Genomic DNA, 26163 nt, shown 5'->3' on the forward strand with positions numbered 1-26163 from the left:
AAGCGTCCGGACGACGATTACAGGACGACGTTTCCCGCTCGATCGCCCCCCGCCGCACGTGATTGGCCCTGGCGCCAGACGCCCTCCCCCGCGACGGGATGCAGATAGTATGGGGCCGCCGGGGGGGGCGGTGCTGACAATAGAGTTTGAGAAAAGCGGAAGGTGTTGAAGAGGCGGGATATTTTCTTCTGAACCCGACTATATAGCCGGCCGGCAGCGTCACGCCTTCGCGGGGATGCACGGATGGGGGCGGCGGTCCCCGCCTTCGCGGGGATGCACGGAGGGGGGAGGGCGGTCCCTCCTCCCACGGCGACACCGGTGTTTACGTGATCCGTTTTGCCGACACCGGATCGCTGGCCGGGAAGGTCTCTTCCAGTCCCTCGTCCAGCAGGGCTTCCTGGCGGTCCTCGGCGTGGCGTTCTTCTTCGCACAGCTGGTCCGGCTTGCCGTGCTGCCGTTCCGCCTTGCGGGCGTGGGGGGCGTCGTCGGCGGGGGACTGCTGATGATCGGGTTTGTGCGTCTGAGTGGTCATGGCCGCCCTCCTTATTCCGTGGGGTGATCTTCATCGCCGTCGGGGCCGTAACCCAGGCCGGCGATGTCATCGTCTGACAGGCGTCTGGCCTCCCAGTGGGCGGCGCTGGCCTGGGCGCCGCGGGCGTTCTCCATCAGGCCGGAGTAGACCAGCTCGACCTCGTCCGGACCGCGGCCGCCGGCGCTTTCGCCGTCGATCTCGGTCAGGCGCTCGCCGTCTATGCCCAGCAGGGCGTCGGCCTCGGCCTCGATGCCGGACGCGCCCTGGATTTCATCCAGATCGTCCAGCTGGTCCTCGTCAAACTCTTCCTCGTCGGCGTCGCCGTCGGCCTGGGTGACGTCCAGCACCGGATCGGCCTCGTCCAGCAGGATGTCGCCGTCGCCCTCATCGTCGATGTGGGTTTCGTCATAGACTTCGGACTGTTCCTGGTCGTCCGAGTAGCCGTTGATCTCCGGCATGGCGTAGCTCCTGTTCGGGAGATCAACGCTGCTCCGCTATCCGGCGTTCCCCGTCCTGACGGCCTCGTCCAGTGCGGCCCGGACGCGATCGATCGCACCCTCCCAGGCGTCGAAGCCGTCGCGCCGGAAATGCCGCAGGTGCGGATAGAAGGGGTATTTGTCGGTCGCCAGAAAATGCCAGTCGTCCGGCGCGGTGATCATCCACGCCGTCCCGCCGACGGCCGCCGCCAGATTGGTCCCGGCGATGCCCGGCCCGATGACGACGTCCAGCGCGACCGACAGGGCCGCCACATCCTCGAGATCGTCCTTCAGATTGATCGGCGGGGTCCAGATCGACACCCCCGCCGCCTCGGCCGCCGCCAGGTCGTCGGCCACGTCGCCGCACTGCAGGTTGACCATGACCGCGCCCGGCGTCTCCAGCACGGGCCGCCAGCGTTCGAAGCTGGAGAAATAGCGGGCCCGCGAGCCGGTCAGGACCAGGCTCTTCCAGTGCAGGCCGACCTTCAGCCCCGGCCCGAGTTTTTCCAGTTCTGCGCGCCAATAGGCCACCTTCTCCGGGTCCGCCTTCAGATAGCCCCGGCGGTCGGGGAAGCGGTCGATCGACGGGCGGTAGAGCGCCAGCAGCGAGGCCAGCGGAATCCAGCGGTCGATCCCTTCCTCCATCTCCTCGATGAACGGGACATAGCGGGTGATGCGGCCTTCCAGCTTGACCGCCCGGTGCGAGCCGAAGACGGCTTCCGGATAGGCCCGCTGGAACATCCCGATCAGGCGCGGCTCGACCGCCACGAACACCTTGCCGTCCGGACCGACGGCTTCGATGGCGTCGCCGACACAGGTTCCGAACACCATTTCGTCGGCGATGCCCTGTTCGCCCACGATCAGCAGGCGCTTGCCGCGGATGTCTTCCGTCTTCGGATCCCAGCGCGGGGCCTCGACGGCGACCCGCATGGCCTCGGGCAGATGCGGGTCGAGCCGCACCTCATAGGCTTCGAACCCTTCCGGGATGCGGCCGAGGGTCATCAGCAGCATGGCCCGCGCCATGTTCATCATGGCCCGCTCGTATGGGCTTTCGGCGCCGGGCAGGGCGGCGTCCAGGTCTTCGAGCGCGCCAAGGGCATCGCCCAGGGGCAGGCGGGCGTTGGCGCGGTTGTAGCGGGCCTTGGCGAAGGCCGGGTCGTGCCGCAGCGCCTCCTCGAAGAAGGTCAGGGCCGTGGCCATCTCGCCCTGGTCGCTCAGCACTGTGCCGAGGGTGTTCCACAGGACCGGCGATTCGGGCTCGACTCCCAGCAGGGCGCGCAGGGTTTCGACGGCGTCGCCGTAGCGCTTCTGATCGCGCTGGACGCAGGCCAGGTTGTTGGTCGCCTCGACGTGGCCGGGATCGGCGGCCAGATATTTGACCAGCAGCTTTTCGGCGATGTCGAGATGGCCCAGCTGCTGCGCCAGCCGGCCGAGGTCATGGGCCACGTCGGTCTCGTTGGGCAGCAGCTTGAGCGCCGCCTCATAGGCCAGCAGGGCCTGGCCGAAATCGCCCGACTTCTCGCGGCAGATGGCCAGCACGTGCCAGGCCAGACCGCTGGTCTCGTCGATCTGCAAGGCGTCCAGCGCGCGCCGGGCGCCCAGGGCGAAGTCGCCGGCGCGGATCGCCATCAGGGCGGCCTTCAGCTTTTCGAGGCTCTTGCGCTGGGCCTTCACCGCCAGCCTGGGACTGGCCAGCTGCCGCGAGAGCTTGCGGATGGCCTCGGGAGAGGCCGAATCGCCGACCGTTCCCTGGGCGGCGAGCTGGGGCGCGTGGACGAATTCTGGAGCCAGATCGGCTGCGGACATGGATCGATCCCGAGTGTGTTCCGGAGGATCGCCGCCGGGGTCACAAGACATGGTTAACCACGACTGTTTAGCGTGCGTTCGTTCCCGGCTTCCTAACGTCGCCGCGAGCCTGTCAGGAGACGCTCCCGCAAATGCCGCTCAAGCTGTCGCTCAAACCCGGCGAGAAATTCGTGCTCAACGGCGCGGTTGTCCAGAACGGCGATCGTCGCGGCGTCCTCATCCTTCAGAACAAGGCGTCGGTGCTGCGCGAGAAGGACATTCTCCAGCCCGAGGACGTCAAGAGTCCGGCGACCCGCGTCTATTTCCCGGTCATGATGATGTACCTGGACGAGGCCCAGGCGCCCAAGGTCTATGACGAGTTCGCGCGGCGTCTGACCGAGTTCATGAGCGCCACGCGCAATCCCCAGGTGCTGGCGGACTGCGTGGCGGCGTCGCGCCACGTCATGGCGCGCGAATACTACAAGGCCCTGATGGCGGCGCGGAAACTGGTGGATTACGAGGAAGGGCTGTCGAATGTCGCTGCAGGCGTACAAGACCGCGGCCACGCGGACTGAAAACCCGCGTGAAACGGAATACCGGCTGTTCGGGCAGGTGACCCGGGCGCTGATGCACGCCTCGACCGTCGATCCTGCCGACGTCGCGACCCGGATCGACGCCCTCGACTGGAACCGCCGGCTGTGGTCCGCGCTGGCGACCGACTGCGCCAATCCGGACAATGCGATGGACAAGGCCCTGCGGGCCCAGATCATCTCGATCAGCCTGTTCGTCAGCCGCCATTCGTCCGTGATCATGCGCGGCGAGGATGATTTCGAAGCCCTGATCGACATCAACAAGATGGTCATGCAGGGCCTGTCGGGTCAGGGAGCCGCCTAGCCGTCCGACCCGGGCCGGGTAGGCAAGACGAGCCACGCGGCCCGGCCAGACCTGCCGGGGCCGACACGGCCCTGTAGCCAAGCCTCTGAAAAGATTGATGTCCGTCCGGCCCGGGAAGCGGCCCGATCCTTGCGTCGCCGTGCGCGAGCCAGAACTGGTTCGACGGCCAGAAGGCCGTTCTTCACCCGACCAGAATGGAAGGACAGCCGATGGTTATGTCGGTCAACACGAACACGGGCGCGCAAATCGCGCTCCAGAACCTGAACGCGACCAACGCAGCCCTTGGGCAGGTGCAGAACCGGATCAACACCGGGAAATCTGTCTCCAGCGCCAAGGACAACGGAAGCATCTGGGCCATCGCCCAGGGGCAACGGGCCGATATCGGCGCGCTGAGCGCGGTCAAACAGTCGCTCGATCGTGGCATCGCCGCGGTCGATGTGGCCCTGGCGGCGGGCGAGACGGTCTCAGACCTCTTGCTCCAGTTGAAGGAGAAGGCACTCGCTGCGACGGACGCGTCACTCAAGACGTCGGCGCGCGCGGCTCTGAACGAGGATTTCAAGGCCCTTCGCGACCAGATCGCCACGGTCACCGGCAATGCCGAATTCAACGGGGTCAACCTGCTGAAGACGGGAGCGACGGGGTTCCAGGCCCTGGCGAATGTGACGGGCACGTCCAGCCTGACGGTTGGCGCGGAAGTTCTCGCCCTGGGCGGCGCGAATGTGACGATCGCGGCGACGCAGACGATCGACACCCTGACCAAGGCGGCGGCCTCGCTTACGGCCGTCTCCACCTCCATCGACAAGGTCTCGGCCTCGCTCGCGCGGCTGGGCACCAAGTCGAAGGCGCTCTCGACCCACCTGACGTTCGTCGGCAAGCTGTCGGACGCGCTGGAGGCGGGAGTGGGCAATCTGGTCGACGCCGATCTGGCGAAGGAAAGCGCCAAGCTCCAGGCCCTGCAGACGAAGCAGCAGCTGGGAGTTCAGGCGCTGGGCATCGCCAATCAGACGCCGCAGCTGGTGCTGTCGCTGTTCCGCAACTGACTGTTTCAGGTTCGAACAAGCGCCGGAGGGGGAGACCCCTCCGGCGTTTCGTCGTTCAGAACAGGCCCGTAAGCCACGTCCAGAACTGGGGAAGCAGGCCGTTCGCCCATTCCCAGACCGGCAGGAGATAGGGCGAGACCCAGGTCCAGGCGAGCCAGATGACGAGGCCCGCTCCGCAGATCACGCCCACGGCGCTCCAGGCGATGACGATGGCCAGCCCGTCCCGCTGCATCAGGCCGAAGCCGAAGGCGGAGATGATCAGGGCCGGGATCAGATTGCCGCCCCAAAGCGGCAGGATCAGGATCAGGGCCAGCAGGAAGGTGGCGATGCCGATCAGCACTTCGGACAGTTCGCTGGTCATGATGGACAGTCGGGGTCTCGAGAGGCGCTCCATCTGCCTGAGCCGCGGAAGCACCTTTTCCACGCCCTGCCGGTAGGTCTGGCGCTCGATCGAGCGGCGCAACGCCCAGCGCGGCAGCCACAGCTGGTCCTGGCGGATCATGAGCTGCAGACCCATCAGCAACAGCGGCGCGCCGAGGACCGTCGTCGTGCCCGGGATGATGCCGATGGCGACGCTCAGCAGGCCGAAGAACAGCATCAGGGCGCCGAAGCCGCGCTCGCCGAAGGCGTTGACCAGTTCGCCGAGGTACAGTTTCGGATCGTTCTTCGCGCCGATGTCCTGGATCACCTGCGAAAAGGGCCGGCTGTCGCTCTGATAGTCATAGTCGGGCATCGGCGGCGTCCGGAGGTGATGATCCGATCTAGGCGCGACGATAGGCGGGCGCCACTTAACAAACGTCAATCTGGCGGCGCTCAGATCAGGCCCTGGACCGCGTCGATCCCGTGGCGGAACCCGGCGACGATCAGCTTCCACGCCAGAAACAGGATGGCGACGGCCACGGCCGTGGTCAGCCATCCCAGCAAGACGGACAGGCCGTCCCGCTGCATCACGCCGAGCGAGAAGAAGGCGATGGCGACCGCCGGGATCAGGTTGCCGCCGAAGATCGGCAGCACCAGCACGGCCGACAGGAACAGGCAGGCCAGGCCGATCAGACCCTGGCCGAACCCGCCGGTGAGGACATACAGGCGCGGCCGTGAGACCGCCTCCGCCCAACGCAGGGGGCGCATGAACCGCCGGATCAGCCGGCGAAAGGTCTCGCGGTGGATCGCCAGGCCTTCGGCCCAGCGCGGAACCCACAGGCTTTCGCGGCCCCATGCCAGTTCGGCCGACAACAGCAGCAGCGGCGCACCGGTCAGGCTCGTGCCGCCCGGGGGCCATGGCAGCAGGTTGATCAGGGCGAAGAAGAACATCACCGGCCCGAAGGCCCGGTCTCCGAAGGCCTCGACGACTTCGCCCAGGCACAGTTTTTCGGCCCGGCGCGCCGCCAGGATATCCAGCACGTCCGAAAACGCGCGCGGCCGGCCGGTCGAGGTTTCGGTCAGGCTCATGCGGCGACGCTAGCGGCGCGGCATGAGGGGGTCATTCGGGCTCGCGCGACGGGATATGTCAGTGTTTCACGTGCTGGGGTTTGCCCTTGCGGCTGGTGCGGGCGAATTCCTCGAGCTGCTTCTCGGTCATCGACAGCATCGATTTCGACGCGCCCTTCAGTTCGGACTTCGGCGTGTCGCCGCGCCTGGCCGACAAGGCGGCGCCGGCGGCTTTTTGTTGTGCAGCGGATTTCGCGGGCATGGGAGGCTCCTTTGCGTCCCAACCAACTATCGCCGGTMCGCCCGGTTCCCGGTCGCCGGTTCAGCCGTAACCCGTAATGTGGTAGGGGTCGGGTCCTGGGTGGAGGAACGACATGCGCATCATCCCTCTCGTTTCCGGGCTCGCCGCCTTCTCCCTGGCGGCCTGCGGGCAGGGCGGCGACGCCTCGCCGGCCGAAAAGGCGACCGACACGGCGGGGAACCCCGCCGCCGCCGGCATGCCCGCCGGGCCCACGCCCGGCCTGTGGCGCGTCACGACCCGGATGAGCGGGATGCCGGCCGGCATGGAGGCGCCGGCGGTCGAAACCTGCATCCGCGAGGCGAAGTTCGAGACGCCCCGGGGCGCCCCGGAGTCCCCGGGCATGACCTGCGAACAGCAATCCTTCCGCCGCGAGGGCGCCGCCATGGTCGGCCATATGGTCTGCACCTCGGCCGATGGCATGCGCACGGAGACGGACACCCGGGTCTCGGGCGACTTCACCCGCAACTACACCATGGAGGTGAAGAGCCGGATGACGCCCCCGCCGAGCCCGGAGATGGCCGAGGTCGCCATGGTGATGACCGCCGAACGGCTGGGCGACTGCCCGGCCGCCTCAGCTGCCGAGTAGTTCGCGCCCGATCAGGAAGCGGCGGATCTCGTTGGTGCCGGCGCCGATGTCGTAGAGCTTGGCGTCGCGGACCAGCCGTTCGACCGGCCACTCCTTGGTGTAGCCGGCGCCGCCGAGGGCCTGGACGGCCTCGAGGCTGACCTTCACGGCGTTCTCCGAGGCCAGCAGGATGGCGCCGGCCGCATCGTAGCGGGTCGTCCTGCCCGCGTCGCAGGCGCGGGCCACGGCGTAGACGTAGGTGCGGGCGCTGTTCAGGGCCACGTACATGTCGGCGACCTTGGCCTGCATCAGCTGGAAGCTGCCGATGGCCTTGCCGAATTGCTTTCGCTCGCGGACGTAGGGCAGAACCACGTCCAGCGCCGCCTGCATGATGCCAAGCGGGCCCGCCGCCAGCACGGCGCGCTCATAGTCGAGGCCGCTCATCAGCACGCCGGCGCCGCCGCCGACCGGGCCCATGACGTTCTCTTCCGGGACCTCGCAGTCCTCGAACACCAGTTCGGCGGTGTCGGAGCCGCGCATGCCCATCTTGTCGAGCTTCTTCGAGACGCTGAAGCCCTTCATGCCCTTCTCGATCAGGAAGGCGGTGACGCCGCCGTTGCCCTCGCCGGTGCGGGCGTAGACCACCAGGGTCTCGGCGTGCGGGGCGTTGGTGATCCAGAATTTCGTGCCGTTCAGGACATAGCGGTCGCCGTCCTTGCGGGCCTGGGTCCGCATCGACATGACGTCGGACCCCGACCCGGCCTCGGACATGGCCAGCGAGCCGACGTGCTCGCCCGAGATCAGCCTGGGCAGGTATTTGCGCTTCTGCTCGTCGGTGCCCCAGCGGCGGATCTGGTTGACGCACAGGTTGGAGTGGGCCCCGTAGGCGAGGCCGATCGAGGCCGAGGCCCGCGACACCTCCTCCATCGCCACGACATGCTCAAGGTAGCCGAGGCCGAGACCGCCGTACTCCTCCTCCACCGTGATCCCGTGCAGGCCCAGGTCGCCCATCTCGGGCCAGAGCTCGCGCTTGAAGGCGTTGCTCTCGTCGATCTCGGCGGCCAGGGGCGCCAGACGGTCGGTCGCCCAGCGGGCGGTGGTCTCGCGGATCATGTCGGCGTTCTCGCCGAGGCCGAAATCCATCGATTGGGGGGCGTTGGGAATGCTCATGAGGGCGGGGTTAGCACCGCGCGGCGCCGCCGCAAAGCCGCCCGAACCCTCCCGCGCGGGAGAGGCGGCCTCAGTCTGTCTTGCCCCAGCGGACATACAGGTTCCACGACGACACGCCGACGCAGATCACCCCGATCAGGGCCAGGGCCCAGCCCAGCACCACCGTCTCGCCCATGGGCGACGGCTCTTCGACCGCCAGCCGGAAGGCCGCGGCGGAAAAGGCGCAGGCCGCAAGGCCGACGCCGCCCATGAACAGGAAGGCGCCCGTTTCGCTCCAGTCGAATCGGCGCGGGCCCGCGGGCTCGACCTCGTGACGCATCACCGGGGCCGTCGGCTCGTCGCCGAACAGTACGGTTTCGTCGTCGACGGGCGCCGGCGCGCGCGCCTCCTCCGGCCAGACCGGACGCTCGGCCGAAACCATGTCGGCGTCCGTCAGCGGCGTAAGGACCAGCGGCTCTTCCAAGGCCGGGAAGGGCGAAATCGACGGCGCGGGCGAGACAAGTGGGATCACGGGCCCGAGGTGGAGGGGTTCGGGCGTGATCGGAACCAGCGGGGCCGTCTCCGCCTCGCTCGCAGGGGCTTCGGTCGGGGCGGCGTCCACGGCGGGCTCAGGCGCGTCGGCGTCGGCCGCCGCTGGGGCCAAGGGCAGGAGGCCGGGCAGGGGGCCGATCATGGCGGCGGCATAGGGCGAATAGCGGCTCAGATAGACGCCGTTCCCGGGGGCGGCCGGTGGCGCGGGGGCCTCGGGCGGCGGGCCGGGTTCGGCCTCCGCGCCCGTGGGCGGCGTCTCTCCCAGCAGGGCGGCGACGGCCGCGGCGCGGGCGTCCGCTGTAACGGCGACAGGCTCCGGCTCGACAGGCGCCGGAAGGGGAGCGGCCAGCAGGTCGGCCAGGGTCACGGCGGAGCCCGGGTCGGCGACGAAAAGGGCGCGTTCGGCCGCGCGGCGGCGCAGGCGGACCTCGGGCGAGGCCGCCTCCGGCCAGCCGATCAGGGCGTCCGCGGCGAGGCCGGCGCGACCCTCGTTCAACCGCTGCAGGACATCGGACGCCAGGAACCGCTCGACCCCGACGGAGATGGCGAAACTGGCGAGGGCGTCGAATTGATGCTGGTTCAGCCCGGCGGGCGCGCGCTCGTTCAGCGCCCGCACCACCGGCAGCAGGTCGTACTGCAGCAGCAGTTCGGCGTCCTGTTCGCCCACGCTCAGGCCTTCGCGGGCCGAGGCGGTGTGGCCATAGCCGATGATCCAGCGCCCGTCCTCGCCTCTCACGGCGTGCGGACGGAAGCCCTCGAAACTCTTGATGAGGACGATCCCCTCACGGGAGACCTTCAGACGTGGCGTGGTCGCGTCGGACACGGATTGACCCAAATCGAGACGGGCGTGCTCGCCCGCTGGGAGAACGAGCAAGGCCCGGGCCGGGATTAGATCAACACAAGCGTGGCGAGACCGAGGAAGATCAGGAATCCGAAGAAGTCCGTCGTCGCCGTCACGAACACGGCGGAGGACACGGCCGGGTCGAATTTGAGCCGCGACAGGGTCAGGGGCGTCAGCACGCCGACGGTGGCCGCCACCACAAGGTTCAGCACCATCGACAGGGCGATCACCGCCCCGATGCGCCAGTCGCCCGACCACAGGGCGGCGGCGACGCCGATCAGGGGCGCCAGCACCAGGCCATTGGCCAATCCCACGGCCAGTTCGCGGCGGAAGGTGCGCGGGGCGTTGGAGCTGTTCAGCTCGCGGGTTGCGAGGGCCCGGACCGTCACAGTCAGGGCCTGGGTGCCGGCGTTGCCGCCGATGGCCGAGACGATGGGCATCAGCACCGCCAGGGCCACGATCTGCTCGATGGTGGCGCCGAAGAAGGCGATGACGCTGGCCCCCAGCATGGCGGTGGCGAGGTTGATGGCCAGCCACGGCACGCGGCCGCGCACGATCTCCGAAACCGACGAACCCCGGTCCTCGTCCGAGACGCCGGCCAGGCGCAGGATGTCCTCGCGGTTCTCTTCCTGGATGATGTTGACGATGTCGTCGACGGTGATCTGGCCCACCAGCCGGCCTTCCGCGTCGATGACGGGGGCCGAGATCAGGTGGTATTTCTCGAAGATGTAGGCGACTTCTTCCTGGTCCTGGTCGACCGCGATCTCGTTGACCGGCTCCATGATGTCGACGAGGGCGATCGAACGCGCGGCGCGCAGCAGGCCGCTGACCGGCAGGCCGCCGACGGGCCGGTTGGACGGGTCGACGATATAGATGTCGAAGAACAGCTCGGGCAGGTCTTCGCCCTGCTTGCGGATGTGGTCGATGGTGTCGCCGACGTTCCAGAACGACGGCGCGGCCATGACCTCGCGCTGCATCAGGCGGCCGGCGGAATCCTCGGCGTAGCGCAGCGAGCTCTCGATGGCGGCGCGGTCGACCTCGGGCATGGCCGCCAGCACCTTCTCGCGCTGGTCGTCCTCCAGGTCCTCGACCACGGCGGCGGCGTCGTCGGAGTCCAGCTCCTGCAGCGCCTCGGCCAGGGTCAGGTGCGGGACGCGCTCCAGCACCTCCTCGCGGATGTTCTTGGGTCGCGACCACGGCGGCGGCGTCGTCGGAGTCCAGCTCCTGCAGCGCCTCGGCCAGGGTCAGGTGCGGGACGCGCTCCAGCACCTCCTCGCGGATGTTGTCGTCCAGTTCGGGCAGGGTTTCCGCCAGCAGGTCGGCCGGCAGCCACAGCACGACGACGGCGCGATGCTCGGCCGTCAGGAAGCCCATGAGGTCGGCGACGTCGGCCGGGTGCAGGTCTTCCAGCAGGGAGCGAAGCTTGAGGCCGTCGCCGGCGTCGGAGGCGTCGACGACCTTTTCGACGAACGAGGCCGTCAGGACGTAGTCCTCGTCGAGGGCGTCGTGGTCGATGTCGTCGGAGGAAGGCGGCAGGGGGGCGTTTGCGGTGGCAGTCACGCTTGGCCTCCCTGCTTTTATGTCAGCTCAATCGTAGCCGAGATTCGCCCTGTTGTTTCGATGGTGCGGTCGAGAAGACTCGAACTTCCACTCCGGTTAAGGAACAGCGACCTCAACGCTGCGCGTCCCANCTCTAGCCGAGATTCGCCCTGTTGTTTCGATGGTGCGGTCGAGAAGACTCGAACTTCCACTCCGGTTAAGGAACAGCGACCTCAACGCTGCGCGTCTACCAATTCCGCCACGACCGCTCGCATCGGAGGGGGGCTGATAGCGGAGAGATGCGYCGCTGCCAAGCGGTTTAGGCAGCGCCCGCCATGAAGTCGTAAACGTCCGCCGCCCGCGTCACCGTGATGGCGATGCGGTCCTCGCGGATCTCGATCTGGCCGCGGGCGACCGGGTGGTTGTTGGCCAGGATCCAGACCTCGTCGGATTCGGAGGCGTCGAGCGGGATCACGGCGCCGCGGCCCATGCGCAGCAGCTGGCTCATCGGCAGCACGGAGCGCCCCAGGACGACCGAGATCTCGACTTCGACGGCTTCGATCTGGCTCATGGGGGACTCGGTTACTGACTCTGATGGCGCGGTCTGGTCTTGCATGGCGCTCCCGACCCCCACATTGGGTGCATCATGCTTTCCCAAGCCTTAAGCTCAACCGGATCGAAACTGGCCCGCGCCGACGGCCGGCCGGTCGAATGGGCCGTGTCGCAGGGCCTTGTCGGCTATGAGGCGGCGGTCGTGGCCATGGAGGCCCGGGCCGCGGCCATCGCCGCGGGCGAGGCGCCCGAACTGGTGTGGCTGCTGGAGCATCCGCCGCTCTACACGGCGGGGGTGTCGTCGAAGGACGGCGACCTGCTGGATGCGACGCGGTTCCCGGTGCACCGGACCGGGCGGGGCGGGCAGTTCACCTATCACGGACCGGGCCAGCGCGTGGCCTATGTGATGCTGGACCTCAACGCGCGCGGCAGGGACGTGCGCGCCTTCGTGCGCGGGCTGGAGCAATGGATCATCGGCGCCCTGGGCGAGTTCGGCGTCCCCGCCGACGTGCGCGAGGGCCGCGTCGGCGTCTGGGTCGCCCGGAAAGGCCCCGGCTGGTCGCGCGAGGACAAGATCGCGGCCATCGGCGTCAAGGTGCGCAAATGGGTCAGCTTCCACGGCATCAGCCTGAACGTGGAGCCGGACCTCGGCCATTTCAGCGGCATCGTGCCGTGCGGCATCAATGAGCACGGCGTCACCAGCCTGGTCGATCTCGGCGTTCCCGCGACCCTGGACGAGGCGGACGAGGCCCTGAGGGTCAGTTTCCGGCGGGTGTTCGGCGAAACGGTCCCGGCGGGCCCGCCCGTCTGACCGAGAACGCTCCGCCGGCGCGGGCCGGCGGAGCGATCCGGTCACCCTCTTCCGTGATCAGTCGTCGCGGCGCGCGCTGGCCGACGCCCCCGCGCTTGCACCGGCGCTGACCGACGCGCCGGTGTCGCGGTTCACGGAGGCCGAAGCCGAACCGTCGGCCGAGCCGTTGGCGTCGACGCGCCGGCGGCGGTTCTGGCGCGGCTGATCGCCGGACTCCCGGCCCGCGCGCGCGGAACCGTCGGCCGAGCCCGATGCGTCCCCGGAGATCGAGTCGCCGCCGGCCGAGGCCGCACCGTTCAGCACGCCCGTCAGGGACCCGGAGGCCGAACCGGCGGCGCCGGCGACCGCGCCCTGGCCGGAGCCCCAGGCGTTCGCGGCGGCCGAGCCGGCCGTTCCGCGCGCTTCGTCCGCCGTGGCCGAGGCGCGATCGCGCGCGGCGTTGGCGCGGCGTTCGGCCCGCGCGCGGAGGCGGTCGGCGCGGCTGGTGGTTTCGCCCAGACGGTCGCGGACAAGGGAGCCGTCCACCGAGCCGGAAAGGCCGCCCGTCAGACTGCCGCCGGCCCGGCCGCCGAGACCGCCGAGGCCCCCGACCTGGCCGCCGAGGCCGCCCCCCAATCCGCCGGAACCGCCCAGAATCTGGGCGTTCGCGGCGCCGGCCAGCGCCATGCTGAAGGCCGCCGTGGTCACGAGCATAAGGGTCTTGCGCATGTGAGCTTCTCCTGGAGTTGAGCGGGCGGGAAGCCGCCCTCGCAGGGTCCAACGACCGGCCTCCGGGGATTCATCCCGCCCCGACGCCGTCAGGAGAAGATCGGGCGGGAAATCAGCGCGAAAGCCGACCTCTCGCCCCGACAGCGGCCGGATCGACGCGCAGCTCGGCGGCGACCAGCCCGCGGCCATAGACCGGGTCCGGTCCGCGAGCCCCCATGTCCCGCGCCTCGGCGGCGAGGGCCTGCACCGCCTCGCGTCGTCCCGGCCGCCGCGCCAGAAGCCCGGCCACGAGCGGCGCGGCGAACGAGGCCCCGCGCACGGAGACATAGCCCTGACCCGGGCCGGCGGCGGCCATGTCCGCGCCGGGGGCGGCGAAATCGACCTGCGGGCCCCGGCCGGCTTCCGGAAGCACCCGGCCGCGCGCGTTGACGGCCGTCACCCCGACCACGTCCGGATAGCTGGCGGGATAGAGAGGGGCGGCGGCGGGTCCGTCATTGCCGACCGCCGCAACGATCAGCACCCCGCGTGCGGACGCCCGGCGGACAGCAGCCTCGACGAGGGCGTTGCGGGGGCCGACCAGGCTGATGTTGACCACCGGCACCTCGTTCCGGACCATCCAGGCCAGAGCCTCGGCGATCCCGGTCGAGGAGCCGCCGGAAGGGGACCCGCCATAGACGTCGGCGGCGAACAGGACGGCGCCGGGCGCCGCGCCGGAAAAGGCGCCGGACCGCCCGGCCAGCAGCGACGCCACGGCCGTGCCATGGGCGTCGGAGTGATAGGCGCCGGCGAAACCCTGTCGGCGGACCGTGGCGCCGGCGAGGGCGGGATGGCCGGCGTCGACCCCGGTGTCGATCAGCCCGACCCGCACGCCCCCTGCCTGCGCCGGAGCGGGCGGCGCGGCGTTCGGGCCGGCTTCCGGCGTGTCCGCAGCCTCCCCCGCCAGTAGTCCCGCCGGGGCGTGGACGTGGTTGAATTCGTACGATCCGTCGGGATCGAGCTCGCGCAGGCGTTCGACGGCCCGGCGCAGCGACAGACCGCGCGGCGGGGCCAGCACCACGACGGCGAGGTCGAGGTCCTCGAGCCGTTCCTCGCGGATGACGGTGAAACCGGCGTCAAGCACCATGCGTCGGCCGGCGGGCGACGGATCGACCGCCACGATTTCCGCGCGGACCGCCGGCCAGCCGCCCGGATCGGCCTCCAGCGCGCCGTCCGAGCGCCGGATCAGGTTGCGCAGCCGCGACGGGGCCTGCAGCGCCCCTTCGACGCGGCCGAGCAGATCGTCCTGGAGCCGGCCGGCGTCGACCGGCAGGCGGTCCGGCAGGATGCGCGGCAGGCTCGGGACGCCGCCGGGCAGGCCGAGCTGCGCCCATGCCGGGGCCGCGGCGGCCAGGACCAGTCCCGCAAGGGCGGTCGCCAGAGGAAAGCGTATCGACACGGGCGGCTCCGTTCGGACAATTCATCAAAGGCCATTGGCCCGGGCCCGACAATGGATGAAACGTCGGGGACGGGGCGTTTCATCCCCATGACCGGAGTGCGCGCTTGGATGGATTTCAGACGGAGCTGGTGGCGCTTCTGCCAAGGCTGCGTCGTTTCGCGCGCGCCGTCTGCCGCTCCGACGCCGACGCCCAGGACCTGGTCCAGGCGACCGTGGAGCGGGCCCTGGCCAAACGCGGCGGCTATCGTCCCGGAACGCGGCTGGACAGCTGGGCCTTCACGATCATGAGACGGATCCACATCGATGAGGGACGGTCGAGGACGCGGTGGGGGCGCGTGGTCTCGCCCGAAGACGCCATGACGCCCGGGGTCGCGGACGCGGGGCAGGCGGACGAGGGCCTGCGCGCCGACGCCCTGGCCGTGCGCGAGGCGATCCACAGACTGCCCGACGATCAGAGGCTGGCCGTGGCGCTGGTGTTGATCGACGGCCTGTCCTACGCCGAGGCGGCCCAGGTGCTGGGCGTGCCGGCGGGCACCCTGACCAGCCGACTGGTGCGCGGCCGCCAGACCCTGATCCAGACCCTGACCGATCAGGGAGTGAGCGCATGACCGACCTCTACGACGACGAAATCCTGATGCGCCGCGTGGACGGCGAACTGAGCCCCGACGCCGGGGCGGCGATCGACGCGGCCGCCGCCGGCGATCCGGCGCTGGCGCGGCGGCTGGAGCGGCTGCGGGGCCTGCGGACGCTGGCGCGCGAGGCCTTCCCGGCGGCGCAGGACCTGCGAGACGGCGAACTGGCGCGGTTGATCCTGAACGGCGCCACCCGGCGCGAGCCCTGGACGGCCCGGCTGGCGGGCGGCCTGCGCGAGGGGTTCGCCGTGCGTCACGCGCCCGTCTGGGCCGGCGCGGCGGCGGCCTGTTTCGTGCTGGGCCTGACCGTGGGCTGGCTGGGGCAGGACCGGACGCCCGAGGGTTTCGCGGTCGCGACCGACGGCGTCCTCGCCGACGCGGCGTTGGTGCGGGTGCTGGATCGCGGCCTGGCGGCGGACGGGGCGGACGGCGAGGGGCGGGCCGTGGGCCTGACCTTCCGCGACGCCGACGGGCGCTGGTGCCGCACCTTCCGGGCGGGCGACGCCGGGGTGGCCGGCCTCGCCTGCCGCACGGAGGGGGACTGGCGCATGCAGGCGCTCGCGCCGTTCCAGGCTTCAGACTCCGAGGTTCGCACGGCGGGCGCCGACACGCCGGCGGCGGTGCTGGCCGCGGTCGACGCCCTGATCGCCGACGAGACGCTGGACGCCGCGGCCGAAGCGCAGGCGCGGGACGCCGGCTGGCGCTGACCGCGGCGGGATGAAACAGGCGGGGCCGTTCGTTGGACGACGGGCGCTTTCGACCCGATCCCGACGAGGTCCGCATGGACGAGGAAACCCTGCGCAGCCGCGTCGAATGCTGGCGCCGCCGCGCCGCCGACGCGCTGGACGCCCGCGAGCGCGCGGCCAGCGCCGAACTGGCCCGCCACTATGAGGCCCTGCTGGCCTGTCTGCTGGAGACCCGAACCCCCGCCGATGAGGGCCGGACAGGTTAGTCCTCCGCCAGCACGATCACCCGGTCCTCGGGCTCATACGACAGCTGTTCCGACTTCGACGGATTGACGACCACGCCGCCCATGTTGCGGCCGTCGTCGGCGTCATCCGCGCGGCGACGGCGATAGCCGATGGCGGTTTCGCCGCGCCGGCGGGCGGCCTCGACGATGGTGTAGAAGCTGACGGGCAGGTCCAGATCGACGTAGTCGCCGACCGGCCGCATGTAGATTTCCGAGCCGTCCTCGTCGAGCAGATCGTCGAAGATGGCGGACAGGTATTCGTTCTCGGACGCTTGGGCCAGCATCAGGCTGACCAGCCGGTTGGACACCACGAAGTCGTCGGCGCGGGTGACCTCGGCCAGCTCGCGGTTGCGGATGTCGATCATCTCCGAGACCACGCTGATGTGCTCGCCCAGCCGCTCGGACAGCTTGCGCAGGTGCAGCAGGGTGATCAGCGTCCGGGTGTCGGCGGACTGGGCCTCCATGTGATCGGAATAGCCCAGCACCATGATGCTGTCGTAGGTCAGGGGCTCGAGCGCCTCCAGCGAGGCGGCGTGGCCGGTGTCGATGAGGCGGAGATCAACCTTCATGTTCTTCGAGCCCAAGGGCATGGCGCGGACTTCCTCGGCCAGGCCGGGGACGTCGCCGGCGATGGTCAGCACCGAGCCCGGCTTGACGTAGCGCGACAGCTCGTGGGCGATCATCGGGCCGCGCCGGTTCCAGCCGATGATCAGCACCCGTTCGGCGGCGCGGCGGATCGCCGCCGGCTTGCGGATGGCGGCGGCGTCGACGGCCTCGTCCGGCATCGGCCGCAGGCGGATGGCGGCGTCGTCCTCGGCGATGATGACGGCGCGGCTTCCGGCGGTGATGATCTCGTCCATCGGCGGATTCATCCGCACCCGGCCGTCGGGATAGCTGAGCCCGATCAGGGCCGAGTCCTCGTAGCCCATGACCGCCTCGCCATAGGTGAGGCCGACCAACTCCTCCAGTTCGGTGGTGTAGATCTCGCAGCCGTCGAAATCGAGCAGTTCGGAATAGACGGCTGACAGGCCGGCCTGGCGGCTGGACTGGACCACGATACGCGAGATCAGGTCGTCGGCCAGCACCAGCTGGACCTCGTCGCCGCCGACGATGCGGGCCACCTCGGCGTTGCGGGCGTCGCGCAGCTCGGCGGCGATGCGGTAGCGTTCGGTGCGGCGCTTGGGGTCATTGGTCAGGGCGAGGACGGTCTTGATCACCTGGCTGTCTGGATCGGCCGCGCCGCCGGGCGAGACGACGATGATCGAACGGCAGGCCTGGGCGTTGACGAGGCTGAGGTCGAACAGGTCGGTGGGGTCGCCGCTGCGGCAGATGATGCGGGTGTTGCCGAGGTCGGGGACCTTGTCGGCGATCTCGTCCTCCATCTCGACCTTGTCCTTGTCGGCCATGACGACGATGCGCGGATTCTTCCGGCTGGCGTTGGCGATGACCAGTTCGGACAGGATGTCGAAGATCGACGGCGACCAGTTGAGGATGATGGTGTGGTCGCTCTCCAGCACCCGCGATCGGCCCTTGCGCAGCCCCTCCAGCGCCGAGTCCAGCCCGGCCGAGATGATCGAGATCAGGGCCGAGAACACCAGGATGCCCATCAGGGTCACGAACAGGGTGACGAAGCGGAAGACCCAGCCCGAATCGCCGCCCATGGCGCCGGCGTCCATGGTCCGCATCAGCGACTGCCAGGCCGCCTCGCCGAAGTCGAAGCCGCCGTCCGGACCGAGCCGCGTCAGGGCCAGCACCGTCGCGGCCATCCCGATCACCAGCAGGGACACCAGCGCCAGCCAGCCGGCCAGGGCGACCGGCCCCGCCGCCATGCTCTTGTCGAAGGCGTAACGCAGGCGTTCCCCCGCCGTCACCGCCCCGCCGTGACCCTTCGTCGTCGAAACCTTTGCGGCGACCGTTTTCGGTGCGCCGCGTGCGGCGTTGGCGCGGATAAGCGAGCCCATGGTTGCTGGTTCCCCCCGCGCGCCCGTGCGGGCGGCGTCGTGATCTCCGCCGCCCCCCACTGACCGGCGATCGCCTCCCGGCGGCGGCCACGGCCGCGCCTCCCGGATCGAACACCGCTTTCCTACGACGGAACCCGGCCCCGGATACAGCCGCAAATGGCGGGCGGGCTTCGGATGGAACTTTGACTGTTGCGAGGGCCGTCTTAACCTTGGCCGGTGCAGAATCGGCGCGTCCGCCGCCCCGACAGGATTTCCGCTTGATGCCATCCCCGCTGTCCCGCCCGGAACAGGACGCCGACGCCCTGGCGATCAGCACCTTCTTCGACGTGTCGCTGGACCTGCTGGTCATCCGCGAGCTGGACGGACGGGTCGTCCGGGCCAGTCCATCGTGGGAGACCGTCCTCGGCTGGCGGCCCGACGAGATGGAGGGCCTGCCGCTGCTGCGCCTGCTCCATCCGGACGACGAGATCGCCACCCTGGAGAGCGTCATCGAGGTCGAGACCCGCGGGCCCCGTGACCCGATGGTCGATTTCAAGAACCGCTATCGCCACAAGGACGGCGGCTACCGCACCATTGAATGGCGCGCGCGGCGGGTCGGGGACCGCGTCTACGGCGTGGCCCGCGACGTCACCGACCGCGTCGCCGCCGAGCGCGAACTGCTGGAGGCCAAGGCGGCGGCCGAGGTCGCCAACCAGGCCAAGACCGACTTCCTGGCCAATATGAGCCACGAGATCCGGACCCCCCTGAACGGCGTCATCGGCCTGATCGGGGCCCTGGCCCAGGGCGAGCTGACCCCGACCCAGCGCGAGCTGGTCGGGCTGATCGAACAGTCCGGCGTGACCCTGGAACGGCTGGTGTCCGACATCCTCGACGTGGCCAAGATCGAGGCCGGCCATCTCGATTTCGCCATCGGCGACATGGACCTGGAGCGCGAGCTGGACGGCGTGATCGAAACCGCCCGCGTCAAGGCCGAGGCGAAGGGGCTCGCCTTCCGCGTCGAGCGCGGCCCCGGCGCCCGCGGCGACTTCCTCGGCGACGCCACCCGCATCCGCCAGGTGCTGTCCAACCTGCTGTCCAACGCGATCAAATTCACCCCCGAGGGCCAGGTCTCGGTCTCGATCGAGGTCGCCGACGACACGCCCGAACCCGGGGTCGCCCTGCTGACCCTGACCGTGCGCGACACCGGCGTGGGCTTCGACGCCGCCGCTGGCGAGGCCCTGTTCCAGCGCTTCAGCCAGGCCGACAGCACCATCACCCGCCGCTTCGGCGGCACCGGCCTGGGCCTGTCGATCTGCCGCTCGCTGGTCGAGATCATGAGCGGCGAGATCACCGCCGACTCCACGCCCGGCGAGGGCAGCTGCTTCACCGTCACCCTGCCGCTGTCGCGCACCCGCTCGGTGGCCGCCCACGACGCCGCCGCCGACGCCGTCCGCGCCCGCGCCGGCGACCCCGAGCCGGTGGCCATCGGTTCCGCGCCGTGGATCGGCGCAGCGCCCCTGCGGGTGCTGCTGGCCGAGGATCATCCGGTCAACCAGCGCGTCGTCGAGGCCATCCTGTCGGGCATGGAGGTGACCACCGTCGGCGACGGCGCCCAGGCCGTGGAGGCCTTCGCCGCCGGGGAATTCGACGTCATCCTGATGGACATGCAGATGCCGGTCATGGACGGACTGACCGCCACACGCGCCATCCGCGCCGCCGAACAGGCCCAGGGCCGGCCCCGCACTCCCCTGATCGTGCTCAGCGCCAACGCCATGGCCCGCCACGTCCAGGACGCCGCCGACGCCGGCGCCGACAGCCACCTGGCCAAGCCCATCACCCCCGGGGCCCTGATGGCCGCGATCGAGGCGACCGTGCCGGTCCCGGCGGCGGTTCTGGCGGCGGCGGGCTAGGGGGCACGCCTCGCCGTGCATCGGGCGGCCCACGCCAACGCGTCGGCGCCGTTTTCACCAACTCCTCACCTTTCCCTCATGCCGCTCACCCGGCGGCGCGTCAGTCTGCGGGCTCCCTCAGACCCCGGTGACGCCATGCCCCCGACGCCCGAACTGCCCGACTACGCCGGACGCTACGACAGCGGCGCCCTGGGCACCTGCGCCGAGGTGACGACCGGGGAGCGCGGGGTGGCGGTGCGCTTCGGGCGCGGGTCGCTGAGCCGGCTGGAGCTGGCGGCGGCGGCGCCGGACGTGTTCCGGACGGGGGCGATGGTGGCGCGGTTCCACCGCGACGCGGGCGGCGCCGTCGTGGCCTTCAGCTACAGCGATCCGCTGCTGCGCGGCCTGCGGTTCACGCGGCAGGGCGCGGACTGAGGCGGCGGCGCGCGGTCAGGCGAACTCCACCAGCACGTCATCCGCGGCCACCGGGTCGCCGGCGGCGGCGCCGACAGCCTTCACCACGCCGTCGCGTTCGGCCTTGAGGATGTTCTGCATCTTCATGGCCTCGATGATGGCGACGGTCTCGCCGGCCTTGACCTCCTGGCCCACGGTCACCGGGATGGCTACCACCAGGCCGGGCATGGGGGAGACGACCAGTTTCGAGGTGTCGGCGGCGACCTTTTCCGGCAGGCGGGCGTAGAGCTCGGCCGTATGCGGGGTGAGGACGCGGACGCGGGCCTTCGCCGCGCGGTGGCGGATGACGAAGCCGTCGGCGACGCGGGCGACCTCGGCGGTGAAGGGCTCGCCGTCCAGCTCGGCGCGGAACTGGGCCAGGCCGGGGCGCCAGTCGATCTCCGTCAGCCGGGCGTGGCCGCCGCCGGTGAAGGCCAGCAGCAGGGCCTCGTCGGCGTCGTAGGACAGGTCGACGCCGTGGGGGGTCTTGTCGATCAGCACGACCCAGTCGGTGCGGTCGGACGGGTCGCCGGCCTGTTCGGCGGCGATCTCGTTCATGGCCACGGCGGCGGCGATCATGATCTGCGTCTGGCGCGCGTCGGGCCTCAGGCCGTGGAAGCCGTCGGGGAATTCGTCCTTGATGTAGCTGGTCGAGATGTTCCCGCCGCGGAAGCGCGGCTGGTCCATGACGGCGGAGAGGAAGGGGATGTTGTGGCCGACGCCCTGCAGGTGGGTGTCCTCCAGCGCCCGGGCCATGCCGGTCAGGGCCTCGTCACGGGTGGGCCCCCAGGCGCACAGCTTGGCGATCATGGGGTCGTAGAACATGCTGATCTCGTCGCCCTCGCGGACGCCGGAATCGTTGCGCACGACATAGCCGTCCTCGTGCTCGCCCTCTTCCGGCTGCTCGTAGCGGACGAGGCGGCCGATCGACGGCAGGAAGCCGCGATAGGGGTCCTCGGCGTAGATGCGGCTCTCGATGGCCCAGCCGTCGATGGCCAGATCATCCTGTGCGAACGCCAGCGTCTCGCCCCAGGCCGAGCGGATCATCTGCTCGACCAGATCGACGCCGGTGATCAGTTCGGTGACCGGATGCTCGACCTGAAGCCGCGTGTTCATCTCAAGGAAGAAGAACGACTTGTCCTGTCCCGCCACGAACTCGACCGTGCCGGCGCTGTCGTAGTTGACGGCCCTGGCGAGGGCGACGGCCTGGGCCCCCATGGCGGCGCGGGTGGCTTCGTCGAGCAGCGGGGAGGGCGCCTCCTCGATGACCTTCTGATTGCGACGCTGGATCGAGCATTCGCGCTCGAACAGGTGGACGACATTGCCGTGCTTGTCGCCCAGCACCTGGATCTCGATGTGGCGCGGGTCGATGATGAATTTCTCGAGGAAGACGCGGTCGTCGCCGAAGGCGTTGAGCGCCTCGGCCTTCACGGCGGCGAAGCCTTCGGCCATGTCGGCGTCCGAGTGGGCGACGCGGATGCCCTTGCCGCCGCCGCCGGCCGAGGCCTTGATCATGACCGGATAGCCGATCTGGTTGGCGATCTCGACGGCGTGTTCGGTCGTCTCGATCAGGCCCATGTGGCCGGGGACGGTCGAGACGCCGGCCTCCGCGGCGAATTTCTTGGAGGTGATCTTGTCGCCCATGGCCTCGATGGCGTGGGGATTGGGGCCGATGAAGGTGATGCCCTCGGCCTCGAGGCGGCGGGCGAAGGCGGCGTTCTCGCTGAGGAAGCCGAAACCGGGGTGGACCGCCTCGGCGCCCGTCTGGCGCACCGCGTCGACGATCCTGTCCTGCAGCAGATAGGACTGGGCGGCGGGGGCGGGACCGATCAGTACGGACTCGTCGGCCATTTCGACAGCCAGGGAGCCGGCGTCGGCCTCGGAATAGACCTGCACCGTCTTGATGCCCATGCGGCGGCAGGTCTTGATGATGCGGACGGCGATTTCGCCGCGGTTGGCGATCAGGATTTTGGAGAACATGTGTCTTTGAATCTGAGGCGAACGTGATCGCGGCGTGAAGCGGCTGCCCCGATTAGGCCGCGATCTGGCGTGAGTAAACCAAGGGGGCTTTCAACCGGCCAGCGTTCGGGCTTGGCAAAGCCTGTATCGATGGGGTTAAAGCCGTTCCAGTCCCGTTCATCGACGCCCGTTCATTTTTGTCCACTCCCCCGTCCCGCTTACTGGCCCGGAGCCTGACCTGATGTCCCGCATCCTTACCTTCGCCGCTGCTGCGACCCTGACCCTCGCGGCTGGTGTCGCGCCTGTCGCCGCCCAGGACTTCCGCGCCCTGGCGCGCCAGGACCTGCAAAGGGCTCACGACGAACTGGCCGCCAACCATCCGGCGCCGGCCGTGTCGGGCGCAGCGAGCCAGAGCTTCCGCAGCTGGCTGGACGCCGGCCTCCAGGACGCCCTGGGCCGCGCAGGTCAGGCCAACAGCGGCGACGCCCATGCCTATCTGATGCGCTACTACGCGGCGGGCTTCCGCGATTCGAACATCGCCATCACCCCGACCTTCGAGGGCATGGGGCCGTATTTCGGCACCAGCTGGCCCGGTTTCACCACCGGCTGGCGCGGCGGCAAATACGTCGTCACCTATGTGAAGCCGGGCACCCGCGGCGCGCCGCGTATCGGAGATGCGGTGGTCGAGTGCAACCTGACCCCGATCGAGGAATTCGCCCGGAAGAAGCTGGACCTGTGGGAGGGCAACCTCGAAACCGAGGCGGGCCGCGTGACCTCGGCCCCCTATCTCCTGTGGAATCGCAACAACCCGTTCGCCGCCGGGGTGCCGTCGATGTGCAGCTTCCAGTCGGGCCGCGGCCGCCCGCGCGACATCCAGATCCGGCCCATTCCGGTGGTCGCGGGCGACCTTGAGGCCGCCTACCGCGCCACGGTCTATATGCCGCCCGCGGCGCCGCTGGCGGTCGAGACCGTCAACGGCCGGCCGTGGGTGCACGTGCACTCCTTCGCCGACAGCGCCGGCTGGCAGGCGTTCAACGCCGCCGTCGAGGGCCAGGCCGCGACCCTGCGGGGGCCGCAGGGCTTCGTGCTGGACCTTCGCGCCGCCTCGGGTTCGGGTCTGAACTCGTCGACCGCCCGCGGCTATGGCCTGGCCAACCGCATCTGGACGCCGGAGTTCACCGTCAGCCGCCAGCCGGCGGCCGGCGAGCTGACCTATCGCGCCACCCAGGGCAACCGCGACTGGTACGCCGCAGCGCTCGGTCGCATGGAGGCTGATCCGCAGTTCGTGCAGGAAGCCACCCCGGTGATCGAGCAGACCCGCGAGATCGTGGCCGCCTTCGACGCCGCCATCGCCGCCGGCCAGCCCACCTTCACCCTGGCGGGCCGCGCCGCGGTCGCCGACACGGGCGCTTCGAACCCCGTGCAGGGCCCGGTGGTCGTTCTGGTCGACGCCGGCTGCTCGGGCGGTTGCCTGGACACCCTGGACCTGCTGTCCAAACTGCCGAACGTGCGCATCGCCGGTTCGACCACGGCCACCGACTCGATCTTCGTCGAGCCCACCGTGATGCGTCTGCCGTCGAACTATTCGGACCTCAGCTACGGCCACAAGGCCTGGACCTCGCGTCCGCGCGCCAACAACCAGCCCTACACGCCCGCGCAGGGCCTGGTTTACACCGGCAGTCCCGCCGACGAGACGGCGGTGCGGGCCTGGGTGGGCAGCCTGTTCGGCGGCTGATCCGGGACTTCCATGAGACAAAAAGGCCGGCCAGGGGAAACCCGGGCCGGCCTTTCATTTGCCCCGGTGACGCCCGCCTAATCGCGCTTCCGGGCCCGGTCGGCGGCGTCCATCAGGCGCAGGCCGGACATCTCGGCCGCGTCGGCGGTCAGGTTCATGGCCGCCTCGGGCGGATCCTTGACCACAACGACCCCATGAGTGGCCTTGGGCGTCAACGGATCGGTGATCAGTTCGGCTTCGGATTTTTTCTTCATGGGCGCGGAACGGTCTGCACGACCGCCCGGTTCCGAACACGGGGTTTGCGAACGGCCCGGACGCCTCCTACGTGGACACAATGACCGAGACCGACATCGCCCCGAGCCTGCGTTCCCCCTCCGGCTACGACCTGACGCCGCCCGGCGAGGCGCAGCGGCTCGCGCTGGAGGCGGACCTGTCGCCGGAGGAGAAGCGCGTCCTGCTGGCGCACGGCACCGAGGCCCCGTTCTGCGGCACGCTCCTCGGCGAAAAGCGGGCGGGGGTGTTCTGCTGCCGCGAATGCGGTCTGCCGCTCTTCCGCGCCGGGACCAAGTTCGAAAGCGGCACGGGCTGGCCCAGTTTCACCGAGCCGGTCGATGCGACTCATGTGACCGCGATCACTGACCGCTCGTATGGAATGACGCGGACCGAGACCCGATGCGCCCGCTGCGGCAGCCATCAGGGCCATGTCTTCCCGGACGGCCCCGGACCGACCGGCCTGCGCTACTGCATCAATTCCGTGGCGCTGACTTTCGTGCCGGAGGGCTCGCCCCTGCCGGACCCGCTGGGACGCGGCGACGGCAAGGCCTGACCTTGGCCGCAATTGGGGCTAGGGTGGCGACAGTACTGGAGTCGGGCGCATGCTGATCACCGCGATGCTGATGGCCGGAGCCCTGACAATGGGGGATCCGGACGGCGTGGTCGCCACCGCCCCGGCCACCCGGGTCGATCTGGGGGCGACGGTCCAGCCCGTCGGGCCGTCGGTCGAGGGCGCGGCCCAAGCGGGCGTGCCCCACAATCTGACCACCGACGAGCAGATCGACCGCTGGATCGCGACGCGATCCGTGGATGACAGGCCCTATGGCCGTGACCCCGGCGAGCCGCTGGATGACGGCCTGCCGCATGGCGCGTTCAGCGCCAGCATCGGAACCGGCGGCTATCGCGACTATGGAGCGGCGGTTTCCATGCCCATCGGCGAGAACGGCCGGCTCAGCCTCAGCTACCGCCAGACCGAGAACGGTTATCCTTATGGCGGCCATGGATATGGCTATGGGGACGGCTACACCTACGGTCAGGGTCATGGCGGGGCGGCGTTCGACGGCGGCTACGTGTTTCCGGGATATCGCCCCGGCGCCGCGGCCCGGTTCGAGGCCGAGGTCATGCGGCCCGAGGGACCGCCGAACCGGCGGCCCCTGGTTCAGTTGGAACGCGCCGAGCCCTGACGGCGTCGGGCCCTTCGCTTTAAACGAGAACCGCCGTGATGCGGCGCGCTACTGCGCTCCGGGGGGCACGGCCAAGCTTAATCGCGTAAACCGGATCGCAATCCCATTAGTTGTATGGCATGAGGCGAGTCGACGCACAGCAAGGTGTGTCGACCCGCCTCATAACCACGGCTATCGGAGTCACCCCATGAAGAAAACCATCGCCGCCGTTACGGCGGGCCTGCTGCTCGTCGCCGGTCAGGCGGCTGCGGCCAATGACACTGCCGCCGCCCGCATCGGCGACCGCGTCGGCGCCTCGACGGCGGAATCCAGCGAGTTCGCTGGCGTGCCGCTGCCGGTGCTGCTGATCGGCGCCGCCGTGATCATCGCCACCATCGTCGTCGCGACGGACGACGATTCCGAAAGCGATTAAGTCTCGCCCCACAAGGCCGACAAGGCCCCGCCGGCTCCGCCGGCGGGGCTTTTTTGCGTCCGGCCGCCGGTCGCCGGAGCGAATCGCCCGGCCCTGAACGCCAAACGG

Annotated in this window: 28 protein-coding genes, 1 tRNA gene and 1 pseudogene; 14 read left to right on the plus strand and 16 right to left on the minus strand. The window is 69.9% G+C overall.

Features of this window, described 5'->3' with window-relative positions:
* Positions 1-322: 322 nt before the first annotated feature.
* From ASD25_RS17055 to ASD25_RS17065, 3 genes are read right to left on the minus strand one after another with little or no spacing between them, the layout of a single operon-like run.
* Positions 323-532, minus strand: coding sequence for a hypothetical protein (locus tag ASD25_RS17055; protein ID WP_055832028.1), 210 nt, complete (start codon positions 530-532; stop codon positions 323-325).
* Between the two features lie 11 nt (positions 533-543).
* Positions 544-990 carry a hypothetical protein gene (locus ASD25_RS17060; RefSeq protein WP_055832031.1) on the minus strand — a complete coding sequence of 149 codons (447 nt, stop codon included), beginning with the start codon at positions 988-990 and terminating at the stop codon, positions 544-546.
* A 36-nt stretch (positions 991-1026) separates the two neighbouring features.
* A complete protein-coding gene (locus ASD25_RS17065; protein WP_055832033.1) occupies positions 1027-2814 on the minus strand; it encodes a tetratricopeptide repeat protein in 1788 nt (595 codons plus the stop codon).
* 131 nt (positions 2815-2945) lie between these two features.
* Between ASD25_RS17065 and flbT the strand changes: the two genes are divergently transcribed.
* From flbT to ASD25_RS17080, 3 genes are all read left to right on the plus strand, one after another.
* Positions 2946-3368 (plus strand): flagellar biosynthesis repressor FlbT, encoded by a 423-nt coding sequence (gene flbT / locus ASD25_RS17070; RefSeq protein WP_055832036.1) that lies wholly within the window; start codon positions 2946-2948, stop codon positions 3366-3368.
* Positions 3328-3687 carry a flagellar biosynthesis regulator FlaF gene (flaF, locus tag ASD25_RS17075; protein ID WP_055832037.1) on the plus strand — a complete coding sequence of 120 codons (360 nt, stop codon included), beginning with the start codon at positions 3328-3330 and terminating at the stop codon, positions 3685-3687. The genes flbT and flaF overlap by 41 nt, the downstream gene beginning before the upstream one ends.
* A gap of 209 nt (positions 3688-3896) precedes the next feature.
* A complete protein-coding gene (locus tag ASD25_RS17080) occupies positions 3897-4727 on the plus strand; it encodes a flagellin (protein WP_055832039.1) in 831 nt (276 codons plus the stop codon).
* Between the two features lie 55 nt (positions 4728-4782).
* Here ASD25_RS17080 and ASD25_RS17085 read toward each other — a convergent pair whose 3' ends face one another.
* The 3 genes from ASD25_RS17085 to ASD25_RS17095 form a co-directional block, all read right to left on the minus strand.
* Positions 4783-5460, minus strand: a complete 678-nt coding sequence (locus tag ASD25_RS17085; protein WP_055832042.1) for an exopolysaccharide biosynthesis protein — start codon at positions 5458-5460, stop codon at positions 4783-4785.
* 80 nt (positions 5461-5540) lie between these two features.
* The gene (locus ASD25_RS17090) at positions 5541-6176 is read right to left on the minus strand and encodes an exopolysaccharide biosynthesis protein (protein WP_055832045.1); all 636 of its coding nucleotides are present in this window, start codon (positions 6174-6176) and stop codon (positions 5541-5543) included.
* Between the two features lie 58 nt (positions 6177-6234).
* Positions 6235-6417, minus strand: a complete 183-nt coding sequence (locus tag ASD25_RS17095; RefSeq protein WP_055832046.1) for a DUF3008 family protein — start codon at positions 6415-6417, stop codon at positions 6235-6237.
* Between the two features lie 112 nt (positions 6418-6529).
* On the opposite strand from ASD25_RS17095, the gene ASD25_RS17100 reads away from it, so the two are divergent.
* Complete coding sequence (locus ASD25_RS17100) at positions 6530-7042, plus strand: DUF3617 family protein (RefSeq protein ID WP_055832048.1); 513 nt, start codon at positions 6530-6532, stop codon at positions 7040-7042.
* Here the strand turns inward: ASD25_RS17100 and ASD25_RS17105 are convergent.
* The 5 genes and pseudogenes from ASD25_RS17105 to ASD25_RS17130 all read right to left on the minus strand — a co-directional run bounded on the left by ASD25_RS17105 (position 7028) and on the right by ASD25_RS17130 (position 11673).
* Positions 7028-8191, minus strand: a complete 1164-nt coding sequence (locus tag ASD25_RS17105) for an isovaleryl-CoA dehydrogenase (protein WP_055832050.1) — start codon at positions 8189-8191, stop codon at positions 7028-7030. The genes ASD25_RS17100 and ASD25_RS17105 overlap by 15 nt on opposite strands.
* Positions 8192-8261: 70 nt before the next feature.
* Positions 8262-9545, minus strand: a complete 1284-nt coding sequence (locus ASD25_RS31295; RefSeq protein ID WP_055832052.1) for a lysozyme — start codon at positions 9543-9545, stop codon at positions 8262-8264.
* A gap of 65 nt (positions 9546-9610) precedes the next feature.
* A pseudogene (gene mgtE, locus ASD25_RS17115) lies at positions 9611-10937 on the minus strand (magnesium transporter).
* A gap of 347 nt (positions 10938-11284) precedes the next feature.
* Positions 11285-11371, minus strand: a tRNA-Leu gene (locus tag ASD25_RS17125).
* Positions 11372-11421: 50 nt separating this feature from the next.
* Positions 11422-11673, minus strand: a complete 252-nt coding sequence (locus tag ASD25_RS17130) for a FliM/FliN family flagellar motor switch protein (RefSeq protein ID WP_055832056.1) — start codon at positions 11671-11673, stop codon at positions 11422-11424.
* 75 nt (positions 11674-11748) lie between these two features.
* Here ASD25_RS17130 and lipB point away from each other — a divergent pair, with 75 nt between their 5' ends.
* Positions 11749-12465 carry a lipoyl(octanoyl) transferase LipB gene (gene lipB / locus ASD25_RS17135; protein ID WP_055832058.1) on the plus strand — a complete coding sequence of 239 codons (717 nt, stop codon included), beginning with the start codon at positions 11749-11751 and terminating at the stop codon, positions 12463-12465.
* A gap of 57 nt (positions 12466-12522) precedes the next feature.
* Here the strand turns inward: lipB and ASD25_RS17140 are convergent, their stop codons facing one another.
* Positions 12523-13173 carry a hypothetical protein gene (locus tag ASD25_RS17140; protein ID WP_055832060.1) on the minus strand — a complete coding sequence of 217 codons (651 nt, stop codon included), beginning with the start codon at positions 13171-13173 and terminating at the stop codon, positions 12523-12525.
* Between the two features lie 112 nt (positions 13174-13285).
* The gene (locus tag ASD25_RS17145) at positions 13286-14608 is read right to left on the minus strand and encodes a S8 family serine peptidase (protein WP_082560189.1); all 1323 of its coding nucleotides are present in this window, start codon (positions 14606-14608) and stop codon (positions 13286-13288) included.
* A 128-nt stretch (positions 14609-14736) separates the two neighbouring features.
* Here ASD25_RS17145 and ASD25_RS17150 point away from each other — a divergent pair, with 128 nt between their 5' ends.
* The 3 genes from ASD25_RS17150 (at position 14737) to ASD25_RS17160 (ending at position 16192) form a co-directional block, all read left to right on the plus strand.
* Positions 14737-15216, plus strand: a complete 480-nt coding sequence (locus ASD25_RS17150; RefSeq protein WP_235562773.1) for an RNA polymerase sigma factor — start codon at positions 14737-14739, stop codon at positions 15214-15216.
* The gene (locus ASD25_RS17155; RefSeq protein ID WP_055832064.1) at positions 15213-15947 is read left to right on the plus strand and encodes a hypothetical protein; all 735 of its coding nucleotides are present in this window, start codon (positions 15213-15215) and stop codon (positions 15945-15947) included. Before ASD25_RS17150 ends, ASD25_RS17155 begins: the two co-directional genes overlap by 4 nt.
* Positions 15948-16021: 74 nt before the next feature.
* A complete protein-coding gene (locus tag ASD25_RS17160; RefSeq protein WP_156377025.1) occupies positions 16022-16192 on the plus strand; it encodes a hypothetical protein in 171 nt (56 codons plus the stop codon).
* On the opposite strand, the gene ASD25_RS17165 is transcribed toward ASD25_RS17160, so the two are convergent.
* Positions 16189-18171 (minus strand): hypothetical protein, encoded by a 1983-nt coding sequence (locus tag ASD25_RS17165; protein WP_082560190.1) that lies wholly within the window; start codon positions 18169-18171, stop codon positions 16189-16191. The two genes, ASD25_RS17160 and ASD25_RS17165, sit on opposite strands and share 4 nt — an antisense overlap.
* 260 nt (positions 18172-18431) lie before the next feature.
* Between ASD25_RS17165 and ASD25_RS17170 the strand changes: the two genes are divergently transcribed.
* Both ASD25_RS17170 and ASD25_RS17175 read left to right on the plus strand, forming a co-directional pair.
* On the plus strand, positions 18432-20060 hold the full coding sequence (locus ASD25_RS17170; protein WP_055832068.1) for an ATP-binding protein: 1629 nt from the start codon (positions 18432-18434) through the stop codon (positions 20058-20060).
* A gap of 135 nt (positions 20061-20195) precedes the next feature.
* The gene (locus tag ASD25_RS17175; RefSeq protein WP_055832071.1) at positions 20196-20474 is read left to right on the plus strand and encodes a hypothetical protein; all 279 of its coding nucleotides are present in this window, start codon (positions 20196-20198) and stop codon (positions 20472-20474) included.
* Positions 20475-20489: 15 nt separating this feature from the next.
* On the opposite strand, the gene ASD25_RS17180 is transcribed toward ASD25_RS17175, so the two are convergent.
* Positions 20490-22472: an acetyl/propionyl/methylcrotonyl-CoA carboxylase subunit alpha gene (locus ASD25_RS17180; RefSeq protein ID WP_055832073.1), complete on the minus strand. Its 1983-nt coding sequence runs from the start codon at positions 22470-22472 to the stop codon at positions 20490-20492.
* A gap of 220 nt (positions 22473-22692) precedes the next feature.
* On the opposite strand from ASD25_RS17180, the gene ASD25_RS17185 reads away from it, so the two are divergent.
* Positions 22693-24186, plus strand: a complete 1494-nt coding sequence (locus ASD25_RS17185; RefSeq protein WP_055832075.1) for a hypothetical protein — start codon at positions 22693-22695, stop codon at positions 24184-24186.
* 77 nt (positions 24187-24263) lie between these two features.
* Here ASD25_RS17185 and ASD25_RS30580 read toward each other — a convergent pair whose 3' ends face one another.
* On the minus strand, positions 24264-24440 hold the full coding sequence (locus ASD25_RS30580; RefSeq protein WP_156377026.1) for a hypothetical protein: 177 nt from the start codon (positions 24438-24440) through the stop codon (positions 24264-24266).
* An 80-nt stretch (positions 24441-24520) separates the two neighbouring features.
* Between ASD25_RS30580 and msrB the strand changes: the two genes are divergently transcribed.
* From msrB to ASD25_RS17200, 3 genes are all read left to right on the plus strand, one after another.
* Positions 24521-25012, plus strand: a complete 492-nt coding sequence (gene msrB, locus ASD25_RS17190; RefSeq protein ID WP_055832076.1) for a peptide-methionine (R)-S-oxide reductase MsrB — start codon at positions 24521-24523, stop codon at positions 25010-25012.
* A 49-nt stretch (positions 25013-25061) separates the two neighbouring features.
* The gene (locus ASD25_RS17195) at positions 25062-25643 is read left to right on the plus strand and encodes a hypothetical protein (RefSeq protein WP_055832078.1); all 582 of its coding nucleotides are present in this window, start codon (positions 25062-25064) and stop codon (positions 25641-25643) included.
* Positions 25644-25830: 187 nt separating this feature from the next.
* Positions 25831-26055, plus strand: a complete 225-nt coding sequence (locus tag ASD25_RS17200; RefSeq protein WP_055832079.1) for a hypothetical protein — start codon at positions 25831-25833, stop codon at positions 26053-26055.
* The last annotated feature ends 108 nt before the right edge of the window (positions 26056-26163 follow it).

Source organism: Brevundimonas sp. Root1423 (assembly GCF_001426805.1).

Bases quoted from the DNA above. Each gene is read 5' to 3' on its own strand.
- ASD25_RS17055 (WP_055832028.1), bottom strand. From the start codon at position 532: ATGACCACTCAGACGCACAAACCCGATCATCAGCAGTCCCCCGCCGAC.
- ASD25_RS17060 (WP_055832031.1), bottom strand. From the start codon at position 990: ATGCCGGAGATCAACGGCTACTCGGACGACCAGGAACAGTCCGAAGTC.
- ASD25_RS17065 (WP_055832033.1), bottom strand. From the start codon at position 2,814: ATGTCCGCAGCCGATCTGGCTCCAGAATTCGTCCACGCGCCCCAGCTC.
- flbT (WP_055832036.1), top strand. From the start codon at position 2,946: ATGCCGCTCAAGCTGTCGCTCAAACCCGGCGAGAAATTCGTGCTCAAC.
- flaF (WP_055832037.1), top strand. From the start codon at position 3,328: ATGTCGCTGCAGGCGTACAAGACCGCGGCCACGCGGACTGAAAACCCG.
- ASD25_RS17080 (WP_055832039.1), top strand. From the start codon at position 3,897: ATGGTTATGTCGGTCAACACGAACACGGGCGCGCAAATCGCGCTCCAG.
- ASD25_RS17085 (WP_055832042.1), bottom strand. From the start codon at position 5,460: ATGCCCGACTATGACTATCAGAGCGACAGCCGGCCCTTTTCGCAGGTG.
- ASD25_RS17090 (WP_055832045.1), bottom strand. From the start codon at position 6,176: ATGAGCCTGACCGAAACCTCGACCGGCCGGCCGCGCGCGTTTTCGGAC.
- ASD25_RS17095 (WP_055832046.1), bottom strand. From the start codon at position 6,417: ATGCCCGCGAAATCCGCTGCACAACAAAAAGCCGCCGGCGCCGCCTTG.
- ASD25_RS17100 (WP_055832048.1), top strand. From the start codon at position 6,530: ATGCGCATCATCCCTCTCGTTTCCGGGCTCGCCGCCTTCTCCCTGGCG.
- ASD25_RS17105 (WP_055832050.1), bottom strand. From the start codon at position 8,191: ATGAGCATTCCCAACGCCCCCCAATCGATGGATTTCGGCCTCGGCGAG.
- ASD25_RS17130 (WP_055832056.1), bottom strand. From the start codon at position 11,673: ATGAGCCAGATCGAAGCCGTCGAAGTCGAGATCTCGGTCGTCCTGGGG.
- lipB (WP_055832058.1), top strand. From the start codon at position 11,749: ATGCTTTCCCAAGCCTTAAGCTCAACCGGATCGAAACTGGCCCGCGCC.
- ASD25_RS17140 (WP_055832060.1), bottom strand. From the start codon at position 13,173: ATGCGCAAGACCCTTATGCTCGTGACCACGGCGGCCTTCAGCATGGCG.
- ASD25_RS17155 (WP_055832064.1), top strand. From the start codon at position 15,213: ATGACCGACCTCTACGACGACGAAATCCTGATGCGCCGCGTGGACGGC.
- ASD25_RS17160 (WP_156377025.1), top strand. From the start codon at position 16,022: ATGGACGAGGAAACCCTGCGCAGCCGCGTCGAATGCTGGCGCCGCCGC.
- ASD25_RS17165 (WP_082560190.1), bottom strand. From the start codon at position 18,171: ATGGGCTCGCTTATCCGCGCCAACGCCGCACGCGGCGCACCGAAAACG.
- ASD25_RS17170 (WP_055832068.1), top strand. From the start codon at position 18,432: ATGCCATCCCCGCTGTCCCGCCCGGAACAGGACGCCGACGCCCTGGCG.
- ASD25_RS17175 (WP_055832071.1), top strand. From the start codon at position 20,196: ATGCCCCCGACGCCCGAACTGCCCGACTACGCCGGACGCTACGACAGC.
- ASD25_RS17180 (WP_055832073.1), bottom strand. From the start codon at position 22,472: ATGTTCTCCAAAATCCTGATCGCCAACCGCGGCGAAATCGCCGTCCGC.
- ASD25_RS17185 (WP_055832075.1), top strand. From the start codon at position 22,693: ATGTCCCGCATCCTTACCTTCGCCGCTGCTGCGACCCTGACCCTCGCG.
- ASD25_RS30580 (WP_156377026.1), bottom strand. From the start codon at position 24,440: ATGAAGAAAAAATCCGAAGCCGAACTGATCACCGATCCGTTGACGCCC.
- msrB (WP_055832076.1), top strand. From the start codon at position 24,521: ATGACCGAGACCGACATCGCCCCGAGCCTGCGTTCCCCCTCCGGCTAC.
- ASD25_RS17195 (WP_055832078.1), top strand. From the start codon at position 25,062: ATGCTGATCACCGCGATGCTGATGGCCGGAGCCCTGACAATGGGGGAT.
- ASD25_RS17200 (WP_055832079.1), top strand. From the start codon at position 25,831: ATGAAGAAAACCATCGCCGCCGTTACGGCGGGCCTGCTGCTCGTCGCC.